Source organism: Pseudomonas sp. 37 R 15 (assembly GCF_900004865.1).
Lineage (GTDB): Bacteria > Pseudomonadota > Gammaproteobacteria > Pseudomonadales > Pseudomonadaceae > Aquipseudomonas > Aquipseudomonas fluorescens_AM.
On the sequence record NZ_CVTV01000029.1, the window covers coordinates 65,002 to 90,672 of the forward strand.

A 25,671-nucleotide genomic window follows, 5' to 3' on the forward strand; every position below is an offset into this window, starting at 1 on the left:
CGCCTACCGCGAATCAGGCGCCAAGGTTATCGTTATTCGTGCTGTTGCGCACACCAGCCGCAGGCAAAGGCTTGGCCTATTTTTTCAAGGCGTAGCGCGGGGTCGAGCACCCAGGCGCGCGACTGCCACGGCGGCTGGTGGCGCAGATGCTGGGTGTGGCCGCAGGACAGCTCGGCGACCCAGTGCAGGTCGTCGTCCTGGTGGAATCCGGTTATCGTCGAGACCGTTGGTCGGCCCCGTCCGTCCGGGTTCTGTTCGCTTTCGGGCAAATCCTTGTTTAGACTTGTCCGTTCTTCATTCTTATGCAAAAGGTCTCGCCCCATGACGATCGCCGCTAACAAGGCTGTCTCCATCGACTATACCCTGACCAACGACGCTGGTGAGGTCATCGACAGCTCAGCCGGCGGCGCGCCGCTGGTCTACCTGCAAGGCGCGGGTAACATCATCCCAGGCCTGGAAAAGGCGCTGGAAGGCAAGGCGGTTGGTGATGAACTGACCGTTGCCATAGAACCTGAAGATGCCTACGGCGAATACTCCGCCGAACTGGTCAGCACCTTGAGCCGCAGCATGTTCGAAGGTGTTGATGAGCTGGAAGTCGGCATGCAGTTCCACGCTTCCGCGCCGGACGGCCAAATGCAGATCGTGACCATCCGCGATCTGGACGGCGACGACGTGACCGTTGACGGTAACCACCCTCTGGCTGGCCAGCGCCTGAACTTCCAGGTGAAGATCGTTGCCATTCGCGACGCTTCCCAAGAAGAAGTGGCTCATGGCCACGTCCACGGTGAAGGCGGTCATCACCATTGATTGTGGTTTGATCAATCGGTAGCAAAAACGCCCCGACTGGTTCGGGGCGTTTTTTTATCTGAAATTCACCGCAATCCAAATGTGGGAGGGGGCTTGCCCCCGATGGCGGTGTGTCAGTCAAAGTATTTTTTACTGATACACCGCTATCGGGGGCAAGCCCCCTCCCACATTTTGATCTGTGTATTCCAGAAAACAAAAATGCCCCGGACCTTTCGGTACGGGGCATTTCTTAACTGTACGCAACCTGAGGTCGCGTGGCAGTTGTTACCACTTAGGCTGCAGCAGCAACGTTCAGAGCCTTGATGTGGCCATTCAGGCGGCTCTTATGACGAGCGGCCTTGTTCTTGTGGATGATGCCTTTATCGGCCATACGGTCGATAACTGGCACGGCCAGAACGTAAGCAGCTTGAGCTTTTTCAGCGTCTTTGGTGTCGATGGCTTTAACTACATTCTTGATGTAGGTACGAACCATGGAACGCAGGCTGGCGTTGTGGCTGCGACGCTTCTCAGCCTGTTTTGCACGTTTTTTGGCGGAAGGTGTGTTGGCCACCGTCGAGCTCCTCGAAAGACTTTTTAGGAAATAGCAAACAAAATAGGCCGCGAATCATGCCGATGACTTGATGGGTTGTCAAGGGCGGCTGATGCGAACTGCTGAGTGGTCGATCTGAAGAGGCGGGTGATTTATTTCCGGCGCTTGACCTGTAAACTCGCGAGCTTTGGCGCTGTGCTGTTGCAGGCGCGCAGTATCGCATAAGTAGGCGCTTTGTTCGCCTGCTCTTTATCTATAGGCGCAAACTCTTTCAATGAATCTGCTCAAATCGTTGGCCGCCGTCAGCTCTATCACGATGATTTCCCGGGTTTTGGGGTTTGTGCGTGACACCCTGCTGGCACGCATTTTTGGCGCCAGTATGGCCACGGATGCCTTCTTCATTGCCTTTAAACTGCCCAACCTGTTGCGCCGGATTTTCGCCGAAGGCGCGTTTTCCCAGGCCTTCGTGCCGATCCTGGCCGAATACAAGACGCAGCAGGGGGAGGAGGCGACCCGCACCTTTATCGCCTATGTCTCGGGCCTTCTGACGCTGGTGTTGATGCTGGTGACCGTGCTCGGCATGCTCGCCGCGCCCTGGGTGATCTGGGCCACGGCTCCCGGCTTTGCCAATACCCCGGAAAAGTTCGCACTGACCACTGATCTGCTGCGCGTGACCTTTCCTTATATATTGCTGATCTCGCTGTCATCGCTCGCCGGGGCGATTCTCAATACCTGGAACCGTTTCTCGGTGCCGGCCTTCGTGCCGACGCTGCTTAATGTCAGCATGATTATCTTCGCGCTGTTCCTTACGCCGTACTTCGATCCGCCGGTAATGGCCCTGGGGTGGGCCGTCCTGGCTGGCGGCCTGGCACAATTGCTCTACCAACTGCCGCATTTGAAAAAGATCGGCATGCTTGTACTGCCCCGGCTGAACCTCAAGGACACCGGCGTCTGGCGCGTGATGCGCAATATGCTGCCGGCGATCCTCGGCGTGTCGGTGAGTCAGATCTCCCTGATCATCAATACGGCATTCGCGTCGTTGCTGGTGTCCGGTTCGGTGTCGTGGATGTACTACGCCGACCGCCTGATGGAATTGCCGTCCGGCGTGCTAGGGGTGGCCTTGGGCACCATTTTGCTGCCGACCCTGGCGCGCACCTATGCGAGCAAGGACCGCCAGGAATACTCGCGCATTCTCGACTGGGGCCTGCGCCTGTGCTTCCTGCTGGTGCTGCCATGCTCCCTGGCCCTGGGAATCCTGGCCGAACCCCTGACAGTCTCGCTGTTTCAATACGGGCAATTCGATGCGCACGACGCCCTGATGACCCAGCATGCGCTGGTGGCGTACTCCGTGGGTTTGCTCGGCATTATCGTGATCAAAGTGCTGGCGCCGGGCTTCTATGCCCAACAAAACATCCGCACACCGGTGAAGATCGCGATTTTCACACTGGTCGTCACGCAACTGCTCAACCTGGTGTTTATCGGCCCGCTGGCCCATGCCGGCCTGGCGCTCGCGATCAGTGCCGGTGCCTGTATCAATGCCGGCCTGCTGTTTTATCAACTGCGCAAGCAGCAGATGTACCAGCCGCAGCCTGGCTGGGGGGCGTTCACCCTCAAGTTGCTGGTGGCGGTCGCCGCGATGTCGGCCGTGTTGATTGGGCTGATGCACGTGATGCCGGCCTGGGACCAGGGCCATATGCTGGAGCGCTTCATGCGCCTGGGCGTGCTGGTAGTGGCTGGCGTGGTGGTGTACTTCGGGATGTTGCTGCTGCAGGGTTTCCGCCTGCGCGATTTCAATCGCAAGTCGCTGGGGTAGAGAGTTTGCCGCGATAAAACGGCTGTTTTATCGAATCGATCCATTTGGCCTGCGGTGTTGCCTGTCGTCCGGGGCCGGGTGTGGTTATAATCGACCACTTTATGAGCAAGAAGCGCGTTATGCAGCTGGTTCGAGGTCTCCACAACCTGCGCCCCGAGCACCGGGGCTGCGTCGCCACTATTGGCAACTTTGACGGTGTTCACCGTGGCCACCAGGCTATCCTGGCCAGGCTGCGCGAGCGTGCGGTCGAGTTGGGCGTGCCCAGCTGCGTGGTGATTTTTGAGCCGCAGCCGCGGGAGTTCTTCACCCCGGAAACGGCACCGGCCCGGCTGGCCCGCCTGCGAGACAAGCTGCAACTGTTGGCTGAAGAAGGCGTAGACCGCGTCCTCTGCCTGGCTTTCAACCAGCGTCTGCAAAGCCTTAGCGCTGCCGAGTTTGTCGACCGCATCCTCGTCGATGGCCTCGGCGTGCAGCATTTGGAGGTCGGCGACGACTTTCGTTTCGGTTGCGACCGCGTCGGCGATTTCGATTTCCTGCAACACGCCGGCGTCAACCAGGGTTTTACCGTCGAAGCCGCGCAAACCGTCGAACTGGACGGCCTGCGCGTGAGCAGTACCCAGGTGCGTAACGCCCTGGCCGCTGCCGACTTCGCCTTGGCCGAGCGTTTGCTCGGTCGCCCGTTCCGCATTGCCGGGCGGGTACTGCACGGCCAGAAGCTGGCGCGCCAACTGGGTACGCCAACCGCCAACGTGCAACTCAAGCGCCGTCGTGTGCCGCTGACCGGGGTTTACCTGGTGAGTGTCGATATCGACGGCCAATCGTGGCCGGGAGTCGCCAACATAGGCGTCAGGCCCACGGTTGCAGGTGATGGCAAGGCCCACCTGGAAGTTCATCTTTTGGATTTTGCCGGTGACTTGTATGACCGGCGTTTAACGGTGGTTTTCCACCAGAAGCTGCGTGAAGAGCAGCGTTTCGCCTCCCTTGAGGCGTTGAAAACGGCGATCAATGCGGATGTCGCCGCCGCCCGTGCACTAGCCGCACCTAGCGCCCATCGCTAACCGAAGAGCCTTAAATGACCGACTATAAAGCCACGCTAAACCTTCCGGACACCGCCTTCCCAATGAAGGCCGGCCTGCCACAGCGCGAACCGCAGATCCTGCAGCGCTGGGACAGTATTGGCCTGTACGGAAAGTTGCGCGAAATTGGCAAGGATCGTCCGAAATTCGTCCTGCACGACGGCCCTCCTTACGCCAACGGCACCATTCACATCGGTCACGCGCTGAACAAGATTCTCAAGGACATGATCCTGCGTTCGAAAACCCTGTCGGGCTTCGACGCGCCGTATGTCCCGGGTTGGGACTGCCACGGCCTGCCGATCGAACACAAAGTCGAAGTGACCTACGGCAAGAACCTGGGCGCGGATAAAACCCGCGAACTGTGCCGTGCCTACGCCACCGAGCAGATCGAAGGGCAGAAGTCCGAATTCATCCGCCTGGGTGTCCTGGGCGAGTGGGACAACCCGTACAAGACCATGAACTTCAAGAACGAGGCCGGTGAAATCCGCGCCCTGGCCGAAATCGTCAAGGGCGGTTTCGTGTTCAAGGGCCTCAAGCCCGTGAACTGGTGCTTTGACTGCGGTTCGGCCCTGGCCGAGGCGGAAGTCGAGTACGAAGACAAGAAGTCCTCGACCATCGACGTGGCCTTCCCGGTTGCCGATGAGGCCAAGCTCGCCGAGGCCTTTGGCCTGGCATCGCTGGCCAAGCCGGCGGCCATCGTGATCTGGACCACCACGCCATGGACCATCCCGGCCAACCAGGCGCTGAACGTGCACCCCGAGTTCACCTACGCGCTGGTGGACGTTGGCGATCGCCTGCTGGTGCTGGCCGAAGAAATGGTCGAGTCGTGCCTGGCGCGTTACGAGCTGCAAGGTTCGGTGATCGCCACCACTACCGGCTCCGCGCTGGAACTGATCAACTTCCGTCATCCGTTCTACGACCGCCTGTCGCCGGTGTACCTGGCTGACTACGTCGAACTGGGTTCCGGCACCGGCGTGGTTCACTCCGCGCCTGCCTACGGTGTGGACGACTTCGTGACCTGCAAAGCCTACGGCATGGTCAACGACGACATCCTCAACCCGGTGCAGAGCAATGGCGTGTACGCGCCGTCGCTGGAGTTCTTCGGCGGCCAGTTCATCTTCAAGGCCAACGAGCCGATCATCGACAAGTTGCGCGAAGTCGGTTCGCTGTTGCACACCGAAACTATCAAGCACAGCTACATGCACTGCTGGCGCCACAAGACCCCGTTGATCTACCGCGCCACCGCGCAGTGGTTTATCGGCATGGACAAAGAGCCGACCCGCGGCGAAACCCTGCGCATACGCTCGCTCAAGGCCGTCGAAGGCACCAAGTTCGTCCCGGCCTGGGGCCAGGCGCGCCTGCACTCGATGATCGCCAACCGTCCGGACTGGTGCATCTCCCGCCAGCGTAACTGGGGCGTGCCGATCCCGTTCTTCCTGAACAAGGAAAGCGGCGAACTGCACCCGCGCACCGTCGAACTCATGGAGGTCGTGGCCCAGCGCGTTGAGCAGGAAGGCATCGAAGCCTGGTTCAAGATGGACGCTGCCGAACTGCTCGGTGATGAAGCGCCGCAGTACGACAAGATCAGCGACACCCTCGACGTATGGTTCGACTCGGGCACCACCCACTGGCACGTGCTGCGCGGTTCGCACCCGATGGGCCACGAGACCGGCCCGCGTGCCGACCTGTACCTGGAAGGTTCGGACCAGCACCGTGGCTGGTTCCACTCGTCGCTGCTGACCGGTTGCGCCATCGACAACCACGCGCCGTACCGGGAGCTGTTGACCCACGGCTTCACCGTCGACGAAAACGGCCGCAAGATGTCCAAGTCGTTGAAGAACGTGATCGAGCCGAAAAAGATCAACGAGACCCTGGGCGCCGATATCATGCGTCTGTGGGTCGCTTCGACCGATTACTCGGGCGAGATCGCCGTCTCCGACCAGATCCTGGCCCGCAGCGCCGATGCCTACCGTCGCATCCGTAATACCGCGCGCTTCCTGCTGTCGAACCTGACCGGTTTCAACCCGGCCACCGACCTGCTGCCGGCCGAAGACATGCTCGCCCTCGACCGTTGGGCCGTGGACCGCGCCCTGTTGCTGCAGCGCGAGTTGCAGGAACACTACGGCGAGTACCGCTTCTGGAATGTCTACTCCAAGATCCACAACTTCTGCGTGCAGGAGCTCGGTGGTTTCTACCTCGACATCATCAAGGACCGCCAGTACACCACCGGTGCCAACAGCAAGGCGCGCCGCTCGGCGCAGACCGCGCTGTACCACATCAGCGAAGCGCTGGTGCGCTGGATCGCGCCGATCCTCGCGTTCACCGCCGACGAATTGTGGGAGTACCTGCCGGGTGAGCGTAACGAGTCCGTCATGCTCAACACCTGGTACGAAGGCTTGACCGAACTGCCGGCCGACTTCGAACTGGGTCGCGAGTACTGGGAAGGCGTGATGGCCGTGAAGGTTGCGGTGAACAAGGAGCTGGAAGTGCAGCGCGCGGCCAAGGCCGTGGGTGGCAACCTGCAAGCCGAAGTCACCCTGTTTGCCGAGGACGGCCTGACCGCCGACCTCGCCAAGCTGAGCAACGAACTGCGCTTTGTGTTGATCACCTCCACCGCAAGCCTGGCCCCCTTCGCCCACGCTCCGGCAGATGCCGTGGCGACCGATGTGCCGGGCTTGAAGCTCAAGGTGGTCAAGTCGGCCTTCCCTAAATGCGCCCGTTGCTGGCACTGCCGTGAAGATGTCGGCGTGAACCCCGAGCATCCGGAAATCTGCGGTCGTTGCGTTGATAACATCAGCGGCGAAGGCGAGGTTCGTCACTATGCCTAACTCTGCCAGTCGTTTCGGGCGTCTTGGCTGGCTTGTATTGAGCGTGCTGGTCCTGGTCATCGACCAGGTCAGCAAGGCTCATTTCGAAGGCAGCCTGGAGATGTTCCAGCAAATCGTGGTGATCCCGGATTACTTCAGTTGGACCCTGGCCTACAACACCGGCGCGGCTTTCAGCTTCCTCGCCGATGGCGGTGGCTGGCAGCGCTGGCTGTTCGCGCTGATCGCCGTGGTGGTCAGTGCGGTGCTGGTGGTCTGGCTCAAGCGCCTGGGCCGTGACGACACCTGGCTGGCGATCGCGCTGGCCCTGGTGCTGGGCGGCGCGCTGGGTAACCTGTACGACCGCATTGCCCTGGGCCATGTGATCGACTTCATCCTGGTGCATTGGCAGAACCGCCATTACTTCCCGGCGTTCAACTTCGCCGACAGCGCTATCACTGTCGGTGCAATCATGCTGGCGCTGGACATGTTCAAGAGCAAGAAAACCGGAGAGACCGTCAATGACTGATCAGGTATTGGCTGAGCAACGCATCGGCCAGAACACGGAAGTCACTTTGCATTTCGCATTGCGCCTGGAGAATGGCGACACGGTCGACAGCACCTTCGACAAAGCCCCTGCTACCTTCAAGGTCGGTGACGGCAACCTGTTGCCGGGGTTTGAAGCGGCTCTGTTCGGCTTCAAGGCCGGCGATAAGCGTACCCTGCAGATTCTGCCGGAAAACGCCTTCGGCCAGCCCAACCCGCAAAATGTGCAGATCATCGCGCGTTCGCAGTTCGAAGGCATGGACCTGTCGGAAGGCCTGCTGGTGATCTTCAATGATGCGGCGAATACGGAATTGCCCGGTGTGGTCAAAGCCTTCGATGACACGCAAGTGACCATCGACTTCAACCATCCGTTGGCCGGCAAGACACTGACCTTTGACGTCGAGATCATCAACGTCAAAGCGCTCTAACTGACGATTTCAGCCTATTGTAGGAGCGAGCTTGCTCGCGAAGGTCTTCAACGATAATCCTGGCATCCTGCATGATCGCGGTGCCTGTGAAATTTTCGCGAGCAAGCTCGCTCCTACATGGCAAGACACGAGGCACAGCATGCAAATCAAACTCGCCAACCCCCGTGGCTTCTGTGCCGGTGTGGACCGGGCGATCGAAATCGTCAACCGCGCCCTGGAAGTTTTCGGGCCGCCGATTTACGTGCGGCATGAAGTCGTTCACAACAAATTCGTGGTTGAAGATCTGCGTGCTCGCGGCGCCATCTTCGTCGAAGAACTCGACCAGGTGCCTGACGATGTCATCGTTATCTTCAGTGCCCACGGTGTTTCCCAGGCGGTGCGCACCGAAGCGTCCGGCCGTGGCCTGAAAGTGTTCGATGCCACATGCCCGCTGGTGACCAAGGTGCACATCGAGGTGGCGCGCTACAGCCGTGATGGTCGTGAGTGCATTCTGATCGGCCACGCCGGTCATCCGGAAGTCGAAGGCACCATGGGCCAGTACGACGCCAGCAATGGCGGCGCCATCTATCTGGTGGAAGACGAAAAAGACGTCGCCAACTTGCACGTGCAGAACCCGGAGCGCTTGGCGTTCGTTACCCAGACTACCTTGTCCATGGACGACACCAGTCGCGTTATCGATGCGCTGCGCACGCGATTCCCGGCCATTGGCGGCCCACGCAAAGACGACATCTGCTACGCCACGCAAAACCGCCAGGACGCGGTCAAGCAACTGGCCGATGAGTGTGATGTAGTGCTGGTGGTCGGCAGCCCCAATAGCTCCAACTCCAATCGCTTGCGAGAGCTGGCCGAGCGTATGGCGACACCGGCGTACCTGATCGACGGCGCCGAGGATATGCAGCGTAGCTGGTTCGACGGCGTCGAGCGCATCGGCATCACGGCGGGCGCCTCGGCCCCGGAAGTCCTGGTGCGTGGCGTCATCCAGCAATTGCACGCCTGGGGGGCCACCGGCGCCGATGAATTGGCGGGGCGCGAAGAAAATATTACGTTTTCGATGCCCAAGGAACTGCGGGTGCGCTCGCTGCTCTGAACCCCTGGCGGCTTGATTAACCACGGCATAACGCCTGCTCGGTCTTGTCACTGCGCAGGCTGACACGCCCGCTCGGCGCCAGCACCACCTGATACAGGCTCTGCGCGTGCATCGTGTCGCACACATGCACGGTGCCGGCACGAAACCCGCCGCCGGCAAACACCGGTTCTCCCAAAGCGTTGAAACGGACCTGGCTGCTGACCGGGCCATTACCTGCCATCGGCACCCGCCCGCTGTCCTGTCGCTCCAGTAGCACCGGATTCTCGTCATCCAGATGGCCGCGACCACTGATATCCAGGATCACCCGCCACCCTTGGCTCCAGTCTTGCTCCCGCGCGTGGATGACCACTGCACGACTGCGTGTGATCGCCTCCGTGCGCGCATAACGCAGCCCGTCGGCCAGTGACTGGGCCACGCTTTGTTGCTGCTGCGATGCCAGCAACCCCTTGAAGCCGGGTAGGGCCAGTTGCGCCAGGACGCCCGTCACGACCAGCCCCAGCAGTAATTCAATCAAGGTGAACCCTCGTTGTGTCATGTGCGCCCCTCCGTGGATGCGGGTTGATCTTCAAGTGACAGGCATAGGTATAGCGTTTGGGCCCTGATGTTGAATGATGGCCTTTACGTCCAATGTATTTCCCTTTGTTCCGATAGCGGCAGCCGCCAAAAACCGGCGCTAGTCTTGGGGGCGTGCAGCAGGGTTCTGCTGTTTTTCTAAGGCCTTCGACATGGATGACGACGGTAATGCCTTTCTGCCGGAACACCTTATTTCTACGCGCAGTTCTTCGACCTCAATCCGGCATGACCCTGATCGAGGTACTGGTAGCGGTACTGGTCCTGGCTCTCGGGCTGCTGGGGGCCGCGGCTATCCAGCTCAACGCGCTCAAATACACCGACAGTGCACGGATGACCAGCCAGGCCAGTTTCATTGCCTACGACATGCTCGATCGAATTCGCGCCAATGCCGGGGTCGATTACGCCTGGGCCCAAGCCGAGCGCGCGCCGCCCAGCACCTCGACCGCCAGCGTGCGCGACCTGGACTTGCATGATTTCGAGGCCAATATCACAGGTTTTGCCGGCAAGGACGCCAAAGGTGCCGTGGCGGTCAGCGGCAATGAAGTCACTATCAGCATCAGTTGGGCGGACACCCGGGCGGCGAGCAGCCTGGGTGCGCGGCAAACCTTCACCCTGACCAGCCGTATCGCCAATGGCCAAGGCAGCTTGCAATGATCCGTCCTGCACGTGGTTTCGGGTTGGTGGAGTTGCTGCTGGCGCTGGCTGTCGGGCTGGTGCTGATCCTTGGCGCAAGCCAGGTGCTGATCGGTTCGCGGCTGACCCAGGCCAGCCAGCAGGCCGCTATGGTGCTGCAGGATGATGCCCGATTCGTCCTGAGCAAGTTGGTCCTGGATATTCGCCAGGCAGGCATGCTGGGGTGTTTGGCCCCGGCTTTTATCGACAATGCCCCGGCGACCTTTGATCGGCCGATTGACTGGGAAATGTCGGCAAGCGCGACGTCACTGACGCTGGTGACCGCCAATGCCGGCGACGGTGCCGGCAAGCCAGACTGGACGGTGGTGTCCGGCTGCAAGGACGCGGCACAGGCTCACGCCGGCGCACCGCCTGTGATCGCGCCCGGCCAGATTCGGTTTGCCATCCGTGAGCTCACCTACACCTATGAGGCGGGGCAGTTGAAGATCAGTACCCCGTCGGTACCGGCCAAGGCAGTGCTGATAGATAACGTGCAGGCCTTCGAGATCAGTTTCGGGGTAGCGGCCAGGCCTGAATCGACGGACGTGGCGCGCTACGACAGCCACCCGGCCGACGCATCGTTGATCCGCAGCGTGCGCATCCGCATGACCCTGCGTGACCCGACCGGACGAGTGAAGGATCAGGCCTACAGCGTCGTGGCCGCACTGCGCAACCGGCTGGCGTAGGACGATGATCTCGATGGGGGGGAACGCTGTGCGCCAGACCGGGATGGTATTGCTGATCAGCCTGGTATTTCTGCTGTTGTTGTCACTGGTGGGGTTGTCATCAATGCAGGGCGCGATCTCTCAGCAGAAGGTCGCCAGTAGCCTGTGGCAACGTAATCAATCGTTCCAGACGGCCGAAAGTGGCCTGCGGCTGGGGGAGTCGGCGGTGCGCAGGGGCGGGCTTGCGCTGCCACTTTGCCACTCGATCATCAACTGCGCGCCGCCCGCTGATGCATTTTCGGTGGTTGGCCCTGGGCCAAATCCGGTCTCGGCGGTGAATTGGGTGGCGTTCAAGGACGGAGTGTATGGCGTTCAATCCCTGGGGGTGGGGATGGGCCTGGCGCATTTACCGCCGCTTACCCCGGCCGCGCTCTTCCGGGTGACGGCCGTGGGGCTGGGTGGCCAGTCGCGCACGGTGCTTGAGACCGTGTATGCGCGGGTGGGGGAGGGCGACGGCGCGAGGTTTCGGCGAGTCTTATGGCGGCAACTTCAATAAGGAGCAATTCAATGGGCATGGATAGCCAGGGCTTTACCCTGATCGAATTGTTGATCGCGGTGGCGATCATCGCGTTGCTGGCCGGGATCGCTTACCCCGGATATACCGGCCAGGTGAAAAAGGTGTATCGGGTGCAAGTCGTCGCGCTGCTGAGCGAGCACGCTCAACATCTGGAGCGTTTTTACACTCGCAACGGCACTTTTATTGATGCAAGCGGCGTCAGTACAGGCAATGATCACTATAGAATCAGCGCCGTATTGAACCCTCATGATTTTGTCCTGCTCGCCACGCCTGCCGCGGACTCAGTCATGGCGGACGACGCCTGCGGCCAATTCAGCTTGACCAGCACCGGTGTGCGAAGCAATCCGGGAGCGACGCCGCAAATGCCGCTCAAGGCATGCTGGGGGCAGTGATGAGAGTGCTGGATGAATGGGCGCCGGGCGCGCTTTTCCCTTTTTATCGGCTGGATCAAATGATGGCTAAGCAACAGCGAGTAGTGATTGTCGGCGGCGGAGTGATTGGTTTGTTGACCGCATACAACCTGGCTGACCGGGGGCAAGCGGTCATATTGCTGGAGCGCGGCGGGCTTGGGCAGGAATCTTCCTGGGCTGGCGGCGGGATCGTTTCGCCGTTGTATCCATGGCGTTATAGCCCGGCGGTGACCGCCTTGGCTCATTGGTCCCAGGATTTCTACCCGCAACTGGCACAGCGGCTGTTCGCCTCGACCGGCGTCGATCCTGAGGTCCACACCACAGGTCTGTATTGGCTCGATCTGGATGACGAAGCCGATGCCCTGGCCTGGGCTGCGCGTGAGGGCAGGCCCTTGAGCAAAGTGGACGTATCGGCTGCCCACGATGCAGTTCCGGCGCTGGGTGGCGGTTATTCGCAGGCGATCTACATGGCCGATGTGGCCAATGTGCGCAACCCGCGCCTGGTCAAATCCCTCAAGGCGGCGTTGTCGGCGCTGCCCGATGTGACGATTCACGAGCAGTGCGAAGTCGATGGATTTATTTTGCAGGGCGACACCGTGGTAGGCGTGAATACGAGCGCCGGCGCCATGACGGGTGATCAGATCGTGCTCGCAGCCGGTGCCTGGAGCGGGGATTTGCTGGGAAAACTAGGCTTGGCACTGCCCGTTGAGCCGGTCAAGGGTCAGATGATCCTCTACAAATGCACGTCTGACTTCTTGTCGAGCATGGTCCTGGCTAAAGGGCGCTATGCGATCCCGCGGCGGGATGGGCATATTTTGATTGGCAGCACCCTGGAACACGAGGGATTCGACAAAACGCCGACTGAAAACGCGCTGGAAAGTCTCAAGGCCTCTGCGCAGGAGCTGCTTCCCGCCCTGGCGGACGCCGAGGTGGTGGGGCACTGGGCGGGGTTGCGGCCCGGCTCGCCGGAAGGTATCCCGTATATCGGCGAGGTACCCGGCTTCAAGGGCCTGTGGCTCAATTGCGGGCATTACCGCAATGGCCTGGTGCTTGCCCCGGCGTCCTGCCAGCTGTTTGCCGACTTGCTGCTGGGGCATGCGCCGATTATCGACCCGGCACCTTACGCGCCCGCCGGTCGAGTCAGCGCTGGATAGACTTCGGCCCCTGCTGCAGATGCGCCTGGGTGCAATACCATTGCTGGCCCAGGCTCAGCGCCCGATCCTGCGGCACGTGTACACCGCAATGGGCGCAACGCACCATCAAGGCGGCATTGGGTTCGCCGGTGCGCGCTTGCCTGGCGGCAGGGCTTTTGAATTTGCGCCAGAGCCATACCGCTGCGGCAATGACGGCGATCCAGAACAATAGACGAAGCATGATGGGCAGTTTCTCGATAAGGAATGCGCCAGTTTAGCCAAGGTCGCCGTGGGCGCACAGCGCAATAAATACTCGCCCATGAAAAAGGGAGCTCCTGAGAGCTCCCTTTTGCGTTGCGTCAAACGGTCAGTCGAACACACCGAAGGTCATGTAGCTGAACCACGAGCGGTCCTGGTTGTTACCCAGGGCTTGCGGCTCTTCTTCTTCGATCACATCGCCGTTCTCGTCGTGCGGCTTGAGGTCCGAAGGAATCGCGTCCTTGGCGTCCTGGTATTGCTTGATCACGTCCTGGTTGGCGCGTGTTTCGCCTGGCGGCAGCGGTGGGCGGGACTCGATCAGGCCCAGGGTGTACTTGCTCAGCCACGAACGGTTGTCGGCTTCGTCAACCTGAGGCACGAACTGGCCGTCTTTCAGGCTCGGGTGGTCCGGGTAGTTGAGCTTCAGGGTTTCCAGGCTGGTGGTCGCCAGCTGATCCAGGTGCAGGCGCTGGTAAGCCTCGGTCATCACGGCCAGGCCGTCACCCACGGAAGGGGTTTCCTGGAAGTTTTCCACCACATAGCGGCCACGGTTCGCAGCGGCTACGTACGCCTGACGGGTCAGGTAGTAATGGGCCACGTGGATCTCGTAGGAAGCCAGCAGGTTGCGCAGGTAGATCATGCGCTGCTTGGCGTCCGGCGCGTAGCGGCTGTTCGGGTAGCGGCTGGTCAGCTGGGCGAACTCGTTGTAGGAGTCGCGGGCGGCGCCCGGGTCGCGCTTGGTCATGTCCAGCGGCAGGAAGCGCGCCAGCAGGCCAACGTCCTGGTCGAACGAGGTCAGGCCCTTCATGTAGTAGGCGTAGTCCACGTTCGGATGCTGCGGATGCAGGCGGATAAAACGCTCGGCGGCGGACTTGGCAGCTTCCGGCTCGGCGTTTTTATAGTTGGCGTAGATCAGCTCGAGCTGGGCCTGGTCGGCATAGCGTCCGAACGGATAGCGCGACTCCAGTGCCTTGAGCTTCGCTGTGGCGCTGGTGTAGCTATTATTATCCAAGTCTGTCTGAGCTTGCTGGTACAGCTCGACTTCGCTCAGGTTTTCGTCGACGACGTCCTTTGTTGACGAGCAAGCAGCAGTCATGGCGAGGATGGCGATCAGCAGCAGGTGTTTCACTTGCATGGCGGCTTGCGTCCCTATGACGGCCGCTGTCTTGGGCGGGGCCGTCCTGTTATGATGAGCGCCCCGTTGAAAGCCTCGGGGCAAAAGACGCCGTATTTAACCACAAGCGCGCAGCCGAAACCAAAGGCTGTGCCACGCCTAGTCTGAGCATGTCCGATAAAATTGAACTTCGCGCAGAGGTGCCGTCCGAATTGGGCGGCCAACGCCTCGATCAAGTCGCCGCACAATTATTCGCTGAGCACTCGCGCTCGCGCCTTTCCGCCTGGATCAAAGACGGCCGCCTGACTGTGGATGGAGCGGTTATCCGCCCGCGAGACATAGTTCATGGCGGTGCGATTCTTGAGCTGACTGCCGAGCAGGAAGCGCAGGGAGAATGGGTCGCCCAGGACATCGAGCTGGATATCGTCTATGAAGACGATGACATCCTGGTCATCAACAAACCCGCAGGCCTGGTGGTTCACCCGGCGGCCGGGCACGCTGATGGCACCTTGCTCAATGCCCTGTTGCACCACGTGCCGGACATCATCAACGTGCCGCGCTGCGGCATCGTGCACCGTCTGGACAAGGACACCACCGGCTTGATGGTGGTGGCCAAGACCATTCAGGCGCAGACGCAACTTGTTACTCAATTGCAGAGTCGCAGCGTCAGCCGGATCTACGAATGCATCGTGATCGGGGTGGTGGTGGCGGGTGGCAAGATCAATGCACCCATTGGTCGCCACGGCCAGCAGCGCCAGCGCATGGCGGTGATGGAGGGCGGCAAGCAGGCCGTCAGCCACTATCGCGTGCTGGAGCGTTTCCGTTCCCACACCCATGTGCGGGTCAAGCTGGAAACCGGTCGTACCCACCAGATCCGCGTGCACATGGCCCACATCAACTTCCCGTTGGTCGGCGATCCGGCCTACGGTGGTCGCTTCCGCATTCCGCCTGCGGCCAGCCAGACCATGGTTGAATCGCTCAAGACGTTCCCTCGCCAGGCGCTGCATGCACGCTTCCTGGAGCTGGATCATCCGACGAGCGGTAAGCGCATGAGCTGGGAATCACCGCTTCCAGACGATCTGGTCTGGCTGTTGTCGCTGCTCAAGCAGGATCGTGAGGCGTTTGTCGGATGAGTGACTGGCTGCTGCCTGACTGGCCCGCGCCGTCTCAGGTCAAGGCCTGCGTCACCACTCGTGCGGGCGGCGTCAGTGTGGCGCCGTTCGACAGCCTCAACCTGGGCGATCATGTGGAGGACAGCCTTGAGGCCGTCCTCGAAAATCGTCGTCGCCTTACCGAAGCGTTCGATATCCAGCCGGCCTGGTTGCGCCAGGTCCACGGCACCACGGTGGTCGAGGCCGATCCGGGCCGGATCGCCGAAGCCGATGGCAGTTGGACCAGCACGCCGGGTATCGCCTGCACCTCGATGACGGCTGATTGCCTGCCTGCATTGTTCTGTAATCGAGCGGGCACCCGTGTCGCGGCGGCTCATGCCGGTTGGCGTGGGTTGGCGGCGGGGGTGCTGGAGAAGGCTTTCGAAAGCCTTGAGAGCAAGCCCGCCGACGTTCTGGTCTGGCTCGGTCCGGCCATTGGCCCGCAGGCCTTTGAAGTCGGTCCCGAGGTGCGTGACGCGTTCATGCAGCAACTACCGGCGACTGCCCAGGCCTTCGTTCCCAGCGGTAATCCCGGCAAGTTCATGGCTGACATCTATCAGCTCGCTCGCCTGCGCCTTGCCGTGCGGGGTATTACCGCCGTCTACGGTGGCGGTTACTGCACCGTGACCGACCCGCGTTTCTTTTCCTATCGACGCAGCCCCCGTACGGGCCGATTCGCCTCCCTTGTCTGGCTTGACCGCTAGACTGTCCTGATCTGTATCAACCATCCACTGCTTGAATCCCGCAGAATCCACCCCATCTATAGGGGTATCTGGCAGGTTTCTTCATTCAGGATGTGTTTGTTCATAGCTCCGGCCTGCTCAAAAGGAAGGTGACTAATGCGTATTGATCGTTTAACCAGCAAATTGCAGTTGGCCTTATCGGACTCCCAGTCCCTGGCGGTCGGTCTCGACCACCCGGCGATTGAACCGGCGCACTTGATGCAGGCGCTCCTCGAGCAACAAGGTGGTTCTATCAAGCCCTTGTTGATGCAGGTGGGCTTTGACGTCAACAGCCTGCGCAAGGAGTTGAGCAAAGAGCTCGACCAACTGCCGAAAATCCAGAACCCTACCGGCGACGTGAATATGTCGCAGGACCTGGCGCGGCTGCTGAATCAGGCCGACCGCCTGGCCCAGCAAAAAGGTGACCAGTTCATCTCCAGCGAACTGGTGCTGCTCGCCGCCATGGACGATAACAGCAAGCTCGGCAAGTTGTTGCTGGGCCAGGGCGTGAGCAAGAAAGCCCTGGAAAACGCCATCAACAACCTGCGTGGCGGCGAGGCGGTGAATGACCCCAACCATGAGGAGTCGCGCCAAGCCCTGGATAAATACACCGTTGACCTGACCAAGCGCGCCGAAGAGGGCAAGCTTGACCCGGTTATCGGCCGTGACGACGAAATCCGCCGCACTATCCAGGTGCTGCAGCGTCGCACCAAGAACAACCCGGTGCTGATCGGTGAGCCTGGCGTGGGTAAAACCGCCATCGCCGAGGGCCTGGCCCAGCGCATCATCAATGGTGAAGTGCCGGACGGCCTCAAAGGCAAGCGCCTGCTGTCCCTGGACATGGGCTCGTTGATCGCCGGCGCCAAGTTCCGTGGCGAGTTCGAAGAGCGTCTGAAATCCCTGCTTAATGAATTATCGAAGCAGGAAGGGCAGATCATTCTGTTTATCGACGAACTGCACACCATGGTCGGCGCGGGCAAGGGCGAAGGGTCCATGGATGCCGGCAACATGCTCAAGCCCGCCCTGGCGCGAGGCGAGTTGCATTGCGTCGGTGCAACCACGCTTAACGAGTACCGTCAGTACATAGAAAAGGATGCGGCGCTTGAGCGACGTTTCCAGAAAGTTCTGGTGGAAGAGCCCAGCGAAGAAGACACCATCGCCATCCTGCGTGGCCTGAAAGAGCGCTATGAGGTTCACCATAAGGTCGCGATTACCGATGGCGCGATCATTGCGGCGGCCAAGTTGAGCCATCGCTATATCACCGATCGCCAGTTGCCCGACAAAGCCATCGACCTGATCGACGAGGCAGCCAGCCGCATCCGCATGGAGATCGATTCCAAGCCGGAAGTACTCGACCGCCTGGACCGCCGCCTGATTCAACTGAAGGTCGAATCCCAGGCGCTGAAAAAAGAAGAGGATGAGGCGGCGAAGAAACGCCTGGAGAAACTCCAGGAAGAAATTGTGCGCCTGGAGCGCGAGTATTCGGACCTCGAAGAAATCTGGACCTCGGAAAAAGCCGAAGTGCAGGGCTCTGCGCAGATCCAGCAGAAGATCGAGCAGTCGCGCCAGGAGCTGGAAGCCGCGCGCCGTAAAGGCGACCTGAACCGCATGGCCGAGTTGCAGTACGGGGTGATCCCGGACCTGGAGCGCAGCCTGCAGATGGTCGACCAGCATGGCCATAGCGAGAACCAGCTGTTGCGCAGCAAGGTGACCGAGGAAGAAATCGCCGAGGTGGTCTCCAAGTGGACCGGTATCCCGGTGTCGAAGATGCTTGAAGGCGAACGCGACAAGCTGCTGAAGATGGAAAGTCTGCTGCATCAACGCGTCATCGGTCAGGAAGAGGCCGTGGTGGCGGTGTCCAACGCGGTACGACGCTCCCGCGCCGGGTTGTCCGACCCGAATCGCCCGAGTGGTTCGTTCATGTTCCTTGGGCCCACCGGCGTGGGTAAGACCGAGCTGTGCAAAGCCTTGGCTGAATTTCTGTTCGATACTGAAGAGGCCATGGTGCGCATCGACATGTCCGAGTTCATGGAGAAACACTCGGTGGCTCGCCTGATCGGTGCGCCACCAGGCTATGTGGGCTATGAAGAGGGCGGTTACCTGACCGAAGCCGTGCGGCGCAAGCCCTACTCGGTGATCCTGCTGGATGAGGTCGAGAAGGCGCATCCGGATGTGTTCAACATCCTGCTGCAAGTGCTGGAGGACGGCCGCCTGACCGACAGCCACGGACGTACGGTGGATTTTCGCAACACGGTGATCGTAATGACCTCCAACCTGGGCTCGTCGCAGATCCAGGAGCTGGTAGGTGATCGCGAGGCCCAGCGGGCCGCTGTCATGGACGCGCTGACCACGCACTTCCGGCCGGAATTTATCAATCGGGTGGATGAAGTGGTGATCTTCGAGCCGTTGGCGCGGGATCAGATAGCCGGCATTACCGAGATCCAGCTGGGACGCTTGCGTGCACGTCTGGCCGAGCGCGAGCTGGCCCTGGAGCTGAGCAGCGAGGCGTTGGACAAGCTGATCGCGGTGGGCTACGACCCGGTGTATGGCGCGCGGCCGTTGAAGCGTGCGATCCAGCGCTGGATCGAGAACCCGCTGGCACAGCTGATCCTGTCGGGCAGCTTTATGCCGGGCACCAGCGTCGAGGCGACGGTGGAGAACGACGAAATCGTCTTCCATTAAGCCCCGCGGCCAGTGCCATAAGAGAAGGCCCCGCATTGCGGGGCCTTTTTTTTCGATAGGGCGTTGAACTGTAAGGCAAAGGCTTGTAAAGTGCGCCCCGCAGCAACGTCAGCCCACGGGTTTCTTCTCCCCAAGAAGAAATCAGAAAGAAGCGCAAATCATTGTCTTAAAAGCAATTTAAAGGGTTGACAGGGGTTTTTAAGATTGTAGAATAGCGCGCCTCAGAGACGCTAACGTAGCGATACGGACAGGGTCGAAGAGAAGGTTACATGGCGGTAAATGTTGTACTTTGAAATATGTAGTTCCGTGATAGCTCAGTCGGTAGAGCAAATGACTGTTAATCATTGGGTCCCAGGTTCGAGTCCTGGTCACGGAGCCAATTTCAAACCGGGGTATAGCGCAGTCCGGTAGCGCGCCTGCTTTGGGAGCAGGATGTCGGGAGTTCGAATCCCCCTACCCCGACCATATTTGGGTCGTTAGCTCAGTTGGTAGAGCAGTTGGCTTTTAACCAATTGGTCGTAGGTTCGAATCCCACACGACCCACCATTTTTGAGACCAGCTCACGCTGGAATCAGATCTTAAGATCAGAGGCCAAAAGCGCTGATCGAGGAAGGCGACTGAAAGGTCGCCTTTTTATTACCGGGGTATAGCGCAGTCCGGTAGCGCGCCTGCTTTGGGAGCAGGATGTCGGGAGTTCGAATCCCCCTACCCCGACCATATTAAAAATCCTCGTATCGAAAGATACGGGGATTTTTTTTGCCTGCGCAAAACTTATTAACGGTGAAGATCAAATGTGGGAGAGGGCGTGCCCCCTCCCACAATGTTTTATGTTGTCAGTGCAGTTTCAGGCGCGGCTCGGTCCCGCGTCCGATCTTGCTGCCCAGCATCAGCATCGCCGTGCGGAAAAAGCCATACAGCGCCATCTGGTGCATCCGGTACAGCGACACGTAGAACATCCGCGCCAACCAGCCCTCGAGCATCACACTGCCGGTCAGGTTACCCATCAAGTTACCCACCGCAGAAAAGCGCGACAGCGAGATCAGCGACCCGTAGTCGGTGTATTTGTAGGTCGGCAGCTCCTTGCCTTCAATCCGCAGCTTCAGCGACTTGGCGAGTAACGAAGCCTGTTGGTGAGCGGCTTGCGCGCGTGGCGGAACATTACGGTCGGTGCCCGGTTGCGGGCAGGCGGCGCAATCGCCGAAGGCAAAGATGTTTTCGTCGCGGGTGGTCTGCAGCGTCGGCAGCACCTGAAGCTGGTTGATGCGGTTGGTCTCCAGGCCATCGATGTCCTTGAGAAAGCCCGGTGCGCGGATCCCGGCGGCCCAGACTTTGAGGCTGGCCGGGATCACTTGGCCGCTGCTGGTGATCAGCGCGTCGGCGGTCACCTCGCTGACGGCCGAGTTGGTCAGCACGGTCACCCCGAGTTTCTCCAGGGTTTTATGCACAGGCCCGCCAATCCGCTCCGGCAGCGCGGGCAATACCCGTGGGCCGGCTTCGATCAGGGTGATGTGCATGTTTTCCGGCTTGATGCGGTCCAGGCCGTACGCCGCCAGCTCATGGGCGGCGTTATGCAGTTCAGCGGCCAGTTCAACGCCGGTGGCGCCGGCGCCGACGATGGCGACGCTGATCTGTTCAACCGTATCGGTCTGCCCGGCGTGGGCGCGCAGGTAGTGGTTGAGCAATTGTTGATGAAAGCGTTCGGCCTGTTTACGGGTGTCAAGGAACAGGCAATGTTGCGCGGCGCCCTCGGTGCCGAAATCGTTAGTGGTGCTGCCCACTGCAATGACCAGGCTGTCGTAGCCGAGTACGCGCGCGGGCACCAGTTCCCGGCCTTCTTCGTCGAGGGTGGCGGCCAGTTGGATTTTTTTCTGTTCGCGGTCAAGCCCGCTCATACGCCCCAGTTGGAACTCGAAGTGGTTCCATTTCGCCTGGGCGACGTAATTGAGTTCGTCTTCCGAAGAGTTCAGCGAGCCGGCCGCTACTTCGTGCAGTAGCGGCTTCCAGATATGCGTCAGGTTGGCGTCCACCAGCGTGATGCTGGCTTTGCCGCGTTTGCCCAGAGTCTTACCCAGGCGGGTCGCTAGCTCCAGGCCGCCGGCACCGCCGCCGACGACAATAATACGATGGGTCATGGGGATATCTCGCAAGGCTAAAAGAAATCGGAGCAGTTACCCCCGCGAGCGCCAGGCAGCTCATAGCGTCAGGTAACTCAAAAGGCGGCTCAGCAAACCGAGCCCGATCACCACCACCAGCACCACACAGAGGAGCAGCCAGGGCCTGAAAGGCTTGCGCTCGACTCTGTGCTGGGAGAGTTGCAGGTACTCTTCGACATGCTGTTGGTCATCGGGTTTCAGGCGGCTGGTCATAAAGGCCTCGTCAGGTAGACGTTGCAAAAGGGCGTCACGTTACAGCCTGTGGATCAAAGGCTGATGCCCACATCGAACACTATGCTGCGGCCCAGGTTGTTGCGCAAGAAATCCGGCGCGTCCGGATGAGCGAACAGTACCCGCGCAAAGGTAGGCCCCACCAGTGACAGGGAGCGCCAGCCCTGGCGCAGATATTCGGTTGGCGGCGGAAAGTGGCTGTTGAGGTCCAGCACTTCGCGCTTGAGGCTGGTGAAGGCGATGAGGTCCAGCTCCCCCAGGTCCATGCCGCGTTCTTTGTAGTTATGCGCTTTCTTGCGCAGTGTCGGTGCCAGGCGCAACAGGAACTCATGGGCGGGTATCCGCCTTGGCTTGGCTTCGCGCCGCACCAGTTGGCTCAAGGAGAAAGCGCTGCGCCTGCGCAGCAATTCGTCGCGCCATTCGTCGTTCAGGCGGCGGCCTTCGTCCAATACAAAGAACACTTCAAAACTGGCGTCGCGAAACAGCACGTCCGGCGGCTCGGTGCCTGCGGCGTGGAACTCTTCGACACGATAGGGCACGTTCAAGCCTTGCAGCAGGCGCTGGCAGACCCAACGCTCACGCTCCCATTTGCGGGCATTGGACAGGAACGCGTTGGCTTGTTCGGCTGCTACGGTGAGCAACCGCAAATAATCTGAGTCGTCCATCTGCGTAGCTTAGCGTTCAAATGATGACCGCAGGAAGACTCGCTGCGACACCGCCGATGCCTGGCAGGCGATGCACCGGGTGCGCGGCGATGGTGCGGCGCATTGGCGCAAGTATTCAAGGCGTTACGTCATGCACTTAAACAGTGCGCGAAGTTGCATGAGACAGATAAAAGACCACTGCGTATATCGCATAACGGCGCCTGTGCGTTTGGCGATGAACTTAGTTTGGGGACGTCTAGGCAACACCGGTGGCTTGGGTTAGAGTCGAGACAGTGAATTTTCTATGGATAGATAAGAAACGACCATGAAGACCCCGCCACTGAATGCTGTAAAAGCGTTTGAAGCAGTCTCTCGGCATTTGAGTGTAACTAAGGCTGCAGTGGAGCTATGCGTCACTCAAGGGGCGGCCAGCCAGCAGATCAAGAATCTTGAAAACTACGTAAACTGCCCACTGTTCATTAGGGATGCCAAGGGGCTGACGCTGACTGACGCCGGACAGCGGCTCGCTGGCGTAGCGCAGAAAGCACTGGGCGAATTGGCCGCTGTCGCCGAAGAAATTATCGGTACTCAAAGAACGACGCTTTCCATCTCCGCCCCGCCTTCATTCGCCGTAAAGTGGCTCATTCCAAACTTGAACAAGTTTTACGAACAACATGTGGATCTCAATGTTGTGATTGATGCGTCTTGCGAGGTGAGGAGTTTTCGCAGTGATGGAATCGATGCCTCAATCAGGTTCGGCAAGGGTGAGAACCTCCCACCCAACAGCACGGTGCTTGGCTGTTCAGATATTATTATTGTTGGCAGCCCTGCCTATATAAATAAATCACCGGCGATCAAGCATCATGCCGATCTGTATGAGCACAAGTTAATCAGTTACGAATCAAAAACTGAGGACCACAGAAAACTGCATAAAAGCTGGAGGGGCGTCTTCAGTGAACTGGGTTTATCCCTGGACCTCAGCAAGACCGCATTGATCTTTACCGAGGGGCATATGGCGTTAACCGCGGCCATACATGGACAGGGATTGGCGTTAATAGAATCTATCCTGGTCGAACATGAGTTACGCAGTGGTCAGTTGGAAAAAGTCTTGGGGACTCGCTTTCCTGGCAATAATTGCTATACCTTCCTGAAACCCGAGTACTCTCAGAAAATGCAGGCACTGGACAAGTTCGAAGCCTGGTTGACCCGTTCGCTGGCCGGTTCGCTGAGAAGCTTATGAACCCAGGGCCGCAGCGCAGGGTATTGGCCGCCCGGATCCGCTGCCGTTAGCCCTTTAGTAAATCTAATGCCCCCTGAAGAAATACTCCATCGACTCTGTTCCAAGAGTCTCGTATTTTTTGAAACAGGCGTAGGCTTGATTAAATAGCCTTTGACTTACCTGCGTGATCGCCTGAATCAAATCGCGTCAACAGTGTGCGGGTGTTCATGCCATACACCGCCTATCCCTCTATTTAAAATAACGTTCGGCGTTTTCGTTGAATCAATCACTCGACAGCATTTGGCGCCCGCCTAAGTTCTGAATCAACGCTTGCAGCCTATAGGAGCGACACCGTGGCACAACGAGCAACCATTATCCTCTCGGAGGAAAATATCGGTGAAATTGCCGCCGCAGTCGGCCTCGACACCTTGATGGACGAAACGATTGCCAGGTTACGTCATGCACTTACGCTTTTTGGTAATGGCGAAGTGGAGATCCAACCGCGTACCGGATTTGTCTATGAAACGCCGGAGATGGGCCTGATTGAATTCATGCCCGCATACCGCCGCGACCAGAACGTTGCGCTCAAAGTGGTTGGCTACCATCCGGGCAATCCCTTCAATCGCGGTATGCCGACGGTCATGGCGACCAACTCTTTATATGACGTCAGGGACGGTCACCTTATCGCTGTGGTTGACGGCGTATTCGCGACAGCGGTGCGGACGGGGGCGTCATCGGCCGTTGCATCAAAATTGCTGGCCCACCCTGAAAGTAAAACGCTGGGACTGATCGGCGCCGGCGCCATGGCCGTGACCCAGGCCCATGCGCTCAGCCGAATGTATGATTTTGACGCGGTTTTGGTACACGACATAGATCCGACAGTGGAGGCTACGTTTGCCAAGCGCGTAGCGGCCTTGGGCATTACCCCGACCATTGCTTCCAAGGAAAGGGTGCTGGCCGAGTCCGACATTATTTGCGTGGCGACCTCTATCGGGCTTGATGCCGGGCCGGTTGTCCATGCGGGCGGCATGAAACCGCATGTGCATATCAATGCCGTAGGGGCCGACACGCCAAGAAAATATGAGTTATCGACGCAATTGCTGAAAAGCTCGTTCGTGGTTCCTGATTACCTGGAGCAGGCGTTGAACGAGGGTGAATGTCAGCAATTGACTGAGGAGGAACACAGTTGTATCGGTCCTGAATTACACAAGATCGTCAAAGCGCCGCAGGACTATGCTCACTACCAGATGAAGCCAACCATTTTCGACAGCACCGGCGTTTCGTTGGCGGATCAGATCATGACTGAAGTCTTGATCGACCAGGCGCAGGCGCTCGGACTGGGCCAGCACATTCTGATTGAAGCCGGTTGTGATGACCCTATGAACCCTTACCGCTTTTCGAATTTCACCCACGGTCTGCATGTGGTTGAAAGCGCAGCACCCGATCGTTCCATAAAGTCAGCGTGAGTGAAAAAGGACAGGCCATGAGCAGCGTGCATGCAGTCGATCGAAAAACACTTTACGTCGCAGTCTGCTTTGGGCTGCTGTCAGCGTTCATCTGGGGCGCCTGGCCTGTCCTTTCCCGTTTTGGTGTGCAAAAAACGCTGTCGGCTTATGACATAGCCGCCCTGCGTTTCATGGTTGCCGGGTTGATCCTGCTGCCTTTTGTTCTGAAGAAAGGAACCGGAACCCTCGGTTTGCCGAAGACGCTGGTTCTTACGGTGGGCCAGGGTATTCCCCACGTACTGCTTGGTATCATCGGGCTGGCTTATGCGCCAGCCGGGCATGCCGGTGTGCTTATTCCCAGTGCGATGATTGCGGTTTCCACCCTTGGAGGCTGGTTCATACTGCGCGACCGACCAGAGAAGGCCGTACTGATTGGAATTCTGGTGGTCATGGCTGGGGCTGCTCTCTCGGGCTGGCGGAGTATGACGGACAGTGGAGGGCAGGTCTGGCTGGGGGATCTGTTGTTCATTGCGGCCGGCGCGTTGTGGGGGGTTTATACCATTGCCTCGCGCGCATGGGATGTCGATGCCTTCCAGGCCACGGCGCTGGTGTCCGTAGTCTCCATGCTGCTGTACCTGCCTCTGTATGTCCTGTGGGGAACGCCGGGTATTCTGGCTGCTCCGTTGTCCGAAATCGTGTTCCAGGGACTGTTTCAAGGCGTGTTTGCCGCCATTGTCGCGCTGTTGTTCTATACCAAGGCCGTGACCGTGTTGGGCGCTACACGCGGCTCTATTTTCGGTGGGCTGGTCCCGTGCATCGCCAGTGTGCTGGGAATCTTCGTTCTTTCCGAGGTGCCCAGCACACTTGAAGTCGTCGGCGTAATCCTGGCGAGCGCAGGGATGATCTATGTCTTCGGGTATCGGAAATAATCT

25 protein-coding genes, 4 tRNA genes and 1 pseudogene are annotated in these 25,671 nt (G+C 59.5%); 22 read left to right on the plus strand and 8 right to left on the minus strand.

Annotated elements, in window-relative coordinates; translation table 11 throughout:
* Positions 1–32 precede the first annotated feature (32 nt).
* Entirely contained in the window at positions 33–323 is a 291-nt protein-coding gene (locus BFQ04_RS09730; RefSeq protein ID WP_065950629.1) for a DUF3565 domain-containing protein, read from the minus strand.
* Between BFQ04_RS09730 and BFQ04_RS09735 the strand changes: the two genes are divergently transcribed.
* On the plus strand, positions 322–807 hold the full coding sequence (locus tag BFQ04_RS09735) for an FKBP-type peptidyl-prolyl cis-trans isomerase (RefSeq protein WP_065950630.1): 486 nt from the start codon (positions 322–324) through the stop codon (positions 805–807). The genes BFQ04_RS09730 and BFQ04_RS09735 overlap by 2 nt on opposite strands.
* A 271-nt stretch (positions 808–1,078) precedes the next feature.
* On the opposite strand, the gene rpsT is transcribed toward BFQ04_RS09735, so the two are convergent.
* Entirely contained in the window at positions 1,079–1,357 is a 279-nt protein-coding gene (gene rpsT, locus BFQ04_RS09740; RefSeq protein WP_003171647.1) for a 30S ribosomal protein S20, read from the minus strand.
* Positions 1,358–1,610: 253 nt separating this feature from the next.
* Between rpsT and murJ the strand changes: the two genes are divergently transcribed.
* The 6 genes from murJ (at position 1,611) to ispH (ending at position 9,090) form a co-directional block, all read left to right on the plus strand.
* Positions 1,611–3,149 (plus strand): murein biosynthesis integral membrane protein MurJ, encoded by a 1,539-nt coding sequence (murJ, locus tag BFQ04_RS09745; protein WP_065950631.1) that lies wholly within the window; start codon positions 1,611–1,613, stop codon positions 3,147–3,149.
* A gap of 119 nt (positions 3,150–3,268) precedes the next feature.
* Positions 3,269–4,207, plus strand: a complete 939-nt coding sequence (gene ribF / locus BFQ04_RS09750) for a bifunctional riboflavin kinase/FAD synthetase (protein ID WP_065888011.1) — start codon at positions 3,269–3,271, stop codon at positions 4,205–4,207.
* Between the two features lie 14 nt (positions 4,208–4,221).
* On the plus strand, positions 4,222–7,053 hold the full coding sequence (gene ileS, locus BFQ04_RS09755) for an isoleucine--tRNA ligase (protein WP_065950632.1): 2,832 nt from the start codon (positions 4,222–4,224) through the stop codon (positions 7,051–7,053).
* Positions 7,046–7,558, plus strand: coding sequence for a signal peptidase II (lspA, locus tag BFQ04_RS09760; RefSeq protein WP_065950633.1), 513 nt, complete (start codon positions 7,046–7,048; stop codon positions 7,556–7,558). Before ileS ends, lspA begins: the two co-directional genes overlap by 8 nt.
* A 7-nt stretch (positions 7,559–7,565) precedes the next feature.
* The gene (locus BFQ04_RS09765) at positions 7,566–8,003 is read left to right on the plus strand and encodes an FKBP-type peptidyl-prolyl cis-trans isomerase (protein ID WP_175413270.1); all 438 of its coding nucleotides are present in this window, start codon (positions 7,566–7,568) and stop codon (positions 8,001–8,003) included.
* 139 nt (positions 8,004–8,142) lie between these two features.
* Entirely contained in the window at positions 8,143–9,090 is a 948-nt protein-coding gene (ispH, locus tag BFQ04_RS09770; protein WP_065950635.1) for a 4-hydroxy-3-methylbut-2-enyl diphosphate reductase, read from the plus strand.
* On the opposite strand, the pseudogene BFQ04_RS09775 reads toward ispH, so the two are convergent.
* Positions 9,044–9,625, minus strand: a pseudogene (locus BFQ04_RS09775) (GspH/FimT family pseudopilin). The gene ispH and the pseudogene BFQ04_RS09775 overlap by 47 nt on opposite strands.
* A 206-nt stretch (positions 9,626–9,831) precedes the next feature.
* Between BFQ04_RS09775 and pilV the strand changes: the two are divergent.
* From pilV to thiO, 5 genes are all read left to right on the plus strand, one after another.
* On the plus strand, positions 9,832–10,317 hold the full coding sequence (gene pilV / locus BFQ04_RS09780) for a type IV pilus modification protein PilV (RefSeq protein ID WP_065950637.1): 486 nt from the start codon (positions 9,832–9,834) through the stop codon (positions 10,315–10,317).
* Complete coding sequence (locus tag BFQ04_RS09785) at positions 10,314–11,021, plus strand: PilW family protein (protein ID WP_065950638.1); 708 nt, start codon at positions 10,314–10,316, stop codon at positions 11,019–11,021. Before pilV ends, BFQ04_RS09785 begins: the two co-directional genes overlap by 4 nt.
* Before the next feature lie 4 nt (positions 11,022–11,025).
* Entirely contained in the window at positions 11,026–11,556 is a 531-nt protein-coding gene (locus BFQ04_RS09790; RefSeq protein WP_065950639.1) for a pilus assembly PilX family protein, read from the plus strand.
* Between the two features lie 11 nt (positions 11,557–11,567).
* Positions 11,568–11,969: a type IV pilin protein gene (locus BFQ04_RS09795; RefSeq protein WP_065950640.1), complete on the plus strand. Its 402-nt coding sequence runs from the start codon at positions 11,568–11,570 to the stop codon at positions 11,967–11,969.
* A 62-nt stretch (positions 11,970–12,031) separates the two neighbouring features.
* Positions 12,032–13,141 (plus strand): glycine oxidase ThiO, encoded by a 1,110-nt coding sequence (gene thiO, locus BFQ04_RS09800; protein ID WP_065950665.1) that lies wholly within the window; start codon positions 12,032–12,034, stop codon positions 13,139–13,141.
* Here the strand turns inward: thiO and BFQ04_RS09805 are convergent.
* Both BFQ04_RS09805 and BFQ04_RS09810 read right to left on the minus strand, forming a co-directional pair.
* Entirely contained in the window at positions 13,128–13,361 is a 234-nt protein-coding gene (locus BFQ04_RS09805; protein WP_065950641.1) for a PP0621 family protein, read from the minus strand. The two genes, thiO and BFQ04_RS09805, sit on opposite strands and share 14 nt — an antisense overlap.
* A 126-nt stretch (positions 13,362–13,487) precedes the next feature.
* A complete protein-coding gene (locus tag BFQ04_RS09810) occupies positions 13,488–14,513 on the minus strand; it encodes an outer membrane protein assembly factor BamD (RefSeq protein ID WP_065932408.1) in 1,026 nt (341 codons plus the stop codon).
* A 149-nt stretch (positions 14,514–14,662) separates the two neighbouring features.
* Here BFQ04_RS09810 and rluD point away from each other — a divergent pair, with 149 nt between their 5' ends.
* The 7 genes from rluD (at position 14,663) to BFQ04_RS09845 (ending at position 19,764) form a co-directional block, all read left to right on the plus strand.
* Positions 14,663–15,625, plus strand: a complete 963-nt coding sequence (gene rluD, locus BFQ04_RS09815; protein ID WP_003188422.1) for a 23S rRNA pseudouridine(1911/1915/1917) synthase RluD — start codon at positions 14,663–14,665, stop codon at positions 15,623–15,625.
* Complete coding sequence (gene pgeF, locus BFQ04_RS09820; RefSeq protein WP_065950642.1) at positions 15,622–16,347, plus strand: peptidoglycan editing factor PgeF; 726 nt, start codon at positions 15,622–15,624, stop codon at positions 16,345–16,347. The genes rluD and pgeF overlap by 4 nt, the downstream gene beginning before the upstream one ends.
* A 135-nt stretch (positions 16,348–16,482) precedes the next feature.
* Positions 16,483–19,047 carry an ATP-dependent chaperone ClpB gene (gene clpB, locus BFQ04_RS09825; protein ID WP_057725840.1) on the plus strand — a complete coding sequence of 855 codons (2,565 nt, stop codon included), beginning with the start codon at positions 16,483–16,485 and terminating at the stop codon, positions 19,045–19,047.
* Between the two features lie 303 nt (positions 19,048–19,350).
* Positions 19,351–19,426: transfer RNA gene (locus BFQ04_RS09830), tRNA-Asn, on the plus strand.
* Positions 19,427–19,435: 9 nt separating this feature from the next.
* Positions 19,436–19,512: transfer RNA gene (locus BFQ04_RS09835), tRNA-Pro, on the plus strand.
* A gap of 5 nt (positions 19,513–19,517) precedes the next feature.
* Positions 19,518–19,593: transfer RNA gene (locus BFQ04_RS09840), tRNA-Lys, on the plus strand.
* A gap of 94 nt (positions 19,594–19,687) precedes the next feature.
* A tRNA-Pro gene (locus tag BFQ04_RS09845) sits at positions 19,688–19,764 on the plus strand.
* A gap of 116 nt (positions 19,765–19,880) precedes the next feature.
* Here BFQ04_RS09845 and BFQ04_RS09850 read toward each other — a convergent pair.
* The 3 genes from BFQ04_RS09850 to BFQ04_RS09860 are packed head-to-tail and all read right to left on the minus strand — an operon-like array spanning position 19,881 to position 22,096.
* A complete protein-coding gene (locus tag BFQ04_RS09850) occupies positions 19,881–21,179 on the minus strand; it encodes an NAD(P)/FAD-dependent oxidoreductase (protein ID WP_065950643.1) in 1,299 nt (432 codons plus the stop codon).
* A gap of 60 nt (positions 21,180–21,239) precedes the next feature.
* Positions 21,240–21,413: a DUF3094 family protein gene (locus tag BFQ04_RS09855; RefSeq protein WP_065950644.1), complete on the minus strand. Its 174-nt coding sequence runs from the start codon at positions 21,411–21,413 to the stop codon at positions 21,240–21,242.
* A gap of 53 nt (positions 21,414–21,466) precedes the next feature.
* A complete protein-coding gene (locus BFQ04_RS09860; RefSeq protein ID WP_065950645.1) occupies positions 21,467–22,096 on the minus strand; it encodes a DUF1780 domain-containing protein in 630 nt (209 codons plus the stop codon).
* Between the two features lie 304 nt (positions 22,097–22,400).
* On the opposite strand from BFQ04_RS09860, the gene BFQ04_RS09865 reads away from it, so the two are divergent.
* The 3 genes from BFQ04_RS09865 to BFQ04_RS09875 all read left to right on the plus strand — a co-directional run bounded on the left by BFQ04_RS09865 (position 22,401) and on the right by BFQ04_RS09875 (position 25,668).
* Entirely contained in the window at positions 22,401–23,315 is a 915-nt protein-coding gene (locus BFQ04_RS09865) for a LysR family transcriptional regulator (protein WP_065950646.1), read from the plus strand.
* Between the two features lie 332 nt (positions 23,316–23,647).
* Entirely contained in the window at positions 23,648–24,760 is a 1,113-nt protein-coding gene (locus BFQ04_RS09870; protein ID WP_065950647.1) for an ornithine cyclodeaminase family protein, read from the plus strand.
* 17 nt (positions 24,761–24,777) lie between these two features.
* Positions 24,778–25,668, plus strand: coding sequence for a DMT family transporter (locus BFQ04_RS09875; RefSeq protein ID WP_065950648.1), 891 nt, complete (start codon positions 24,778–24,780; stop codon positions 25,666–25,668).
* Positions 25,669–25,671: the final 3 nt, after the last annotated feature.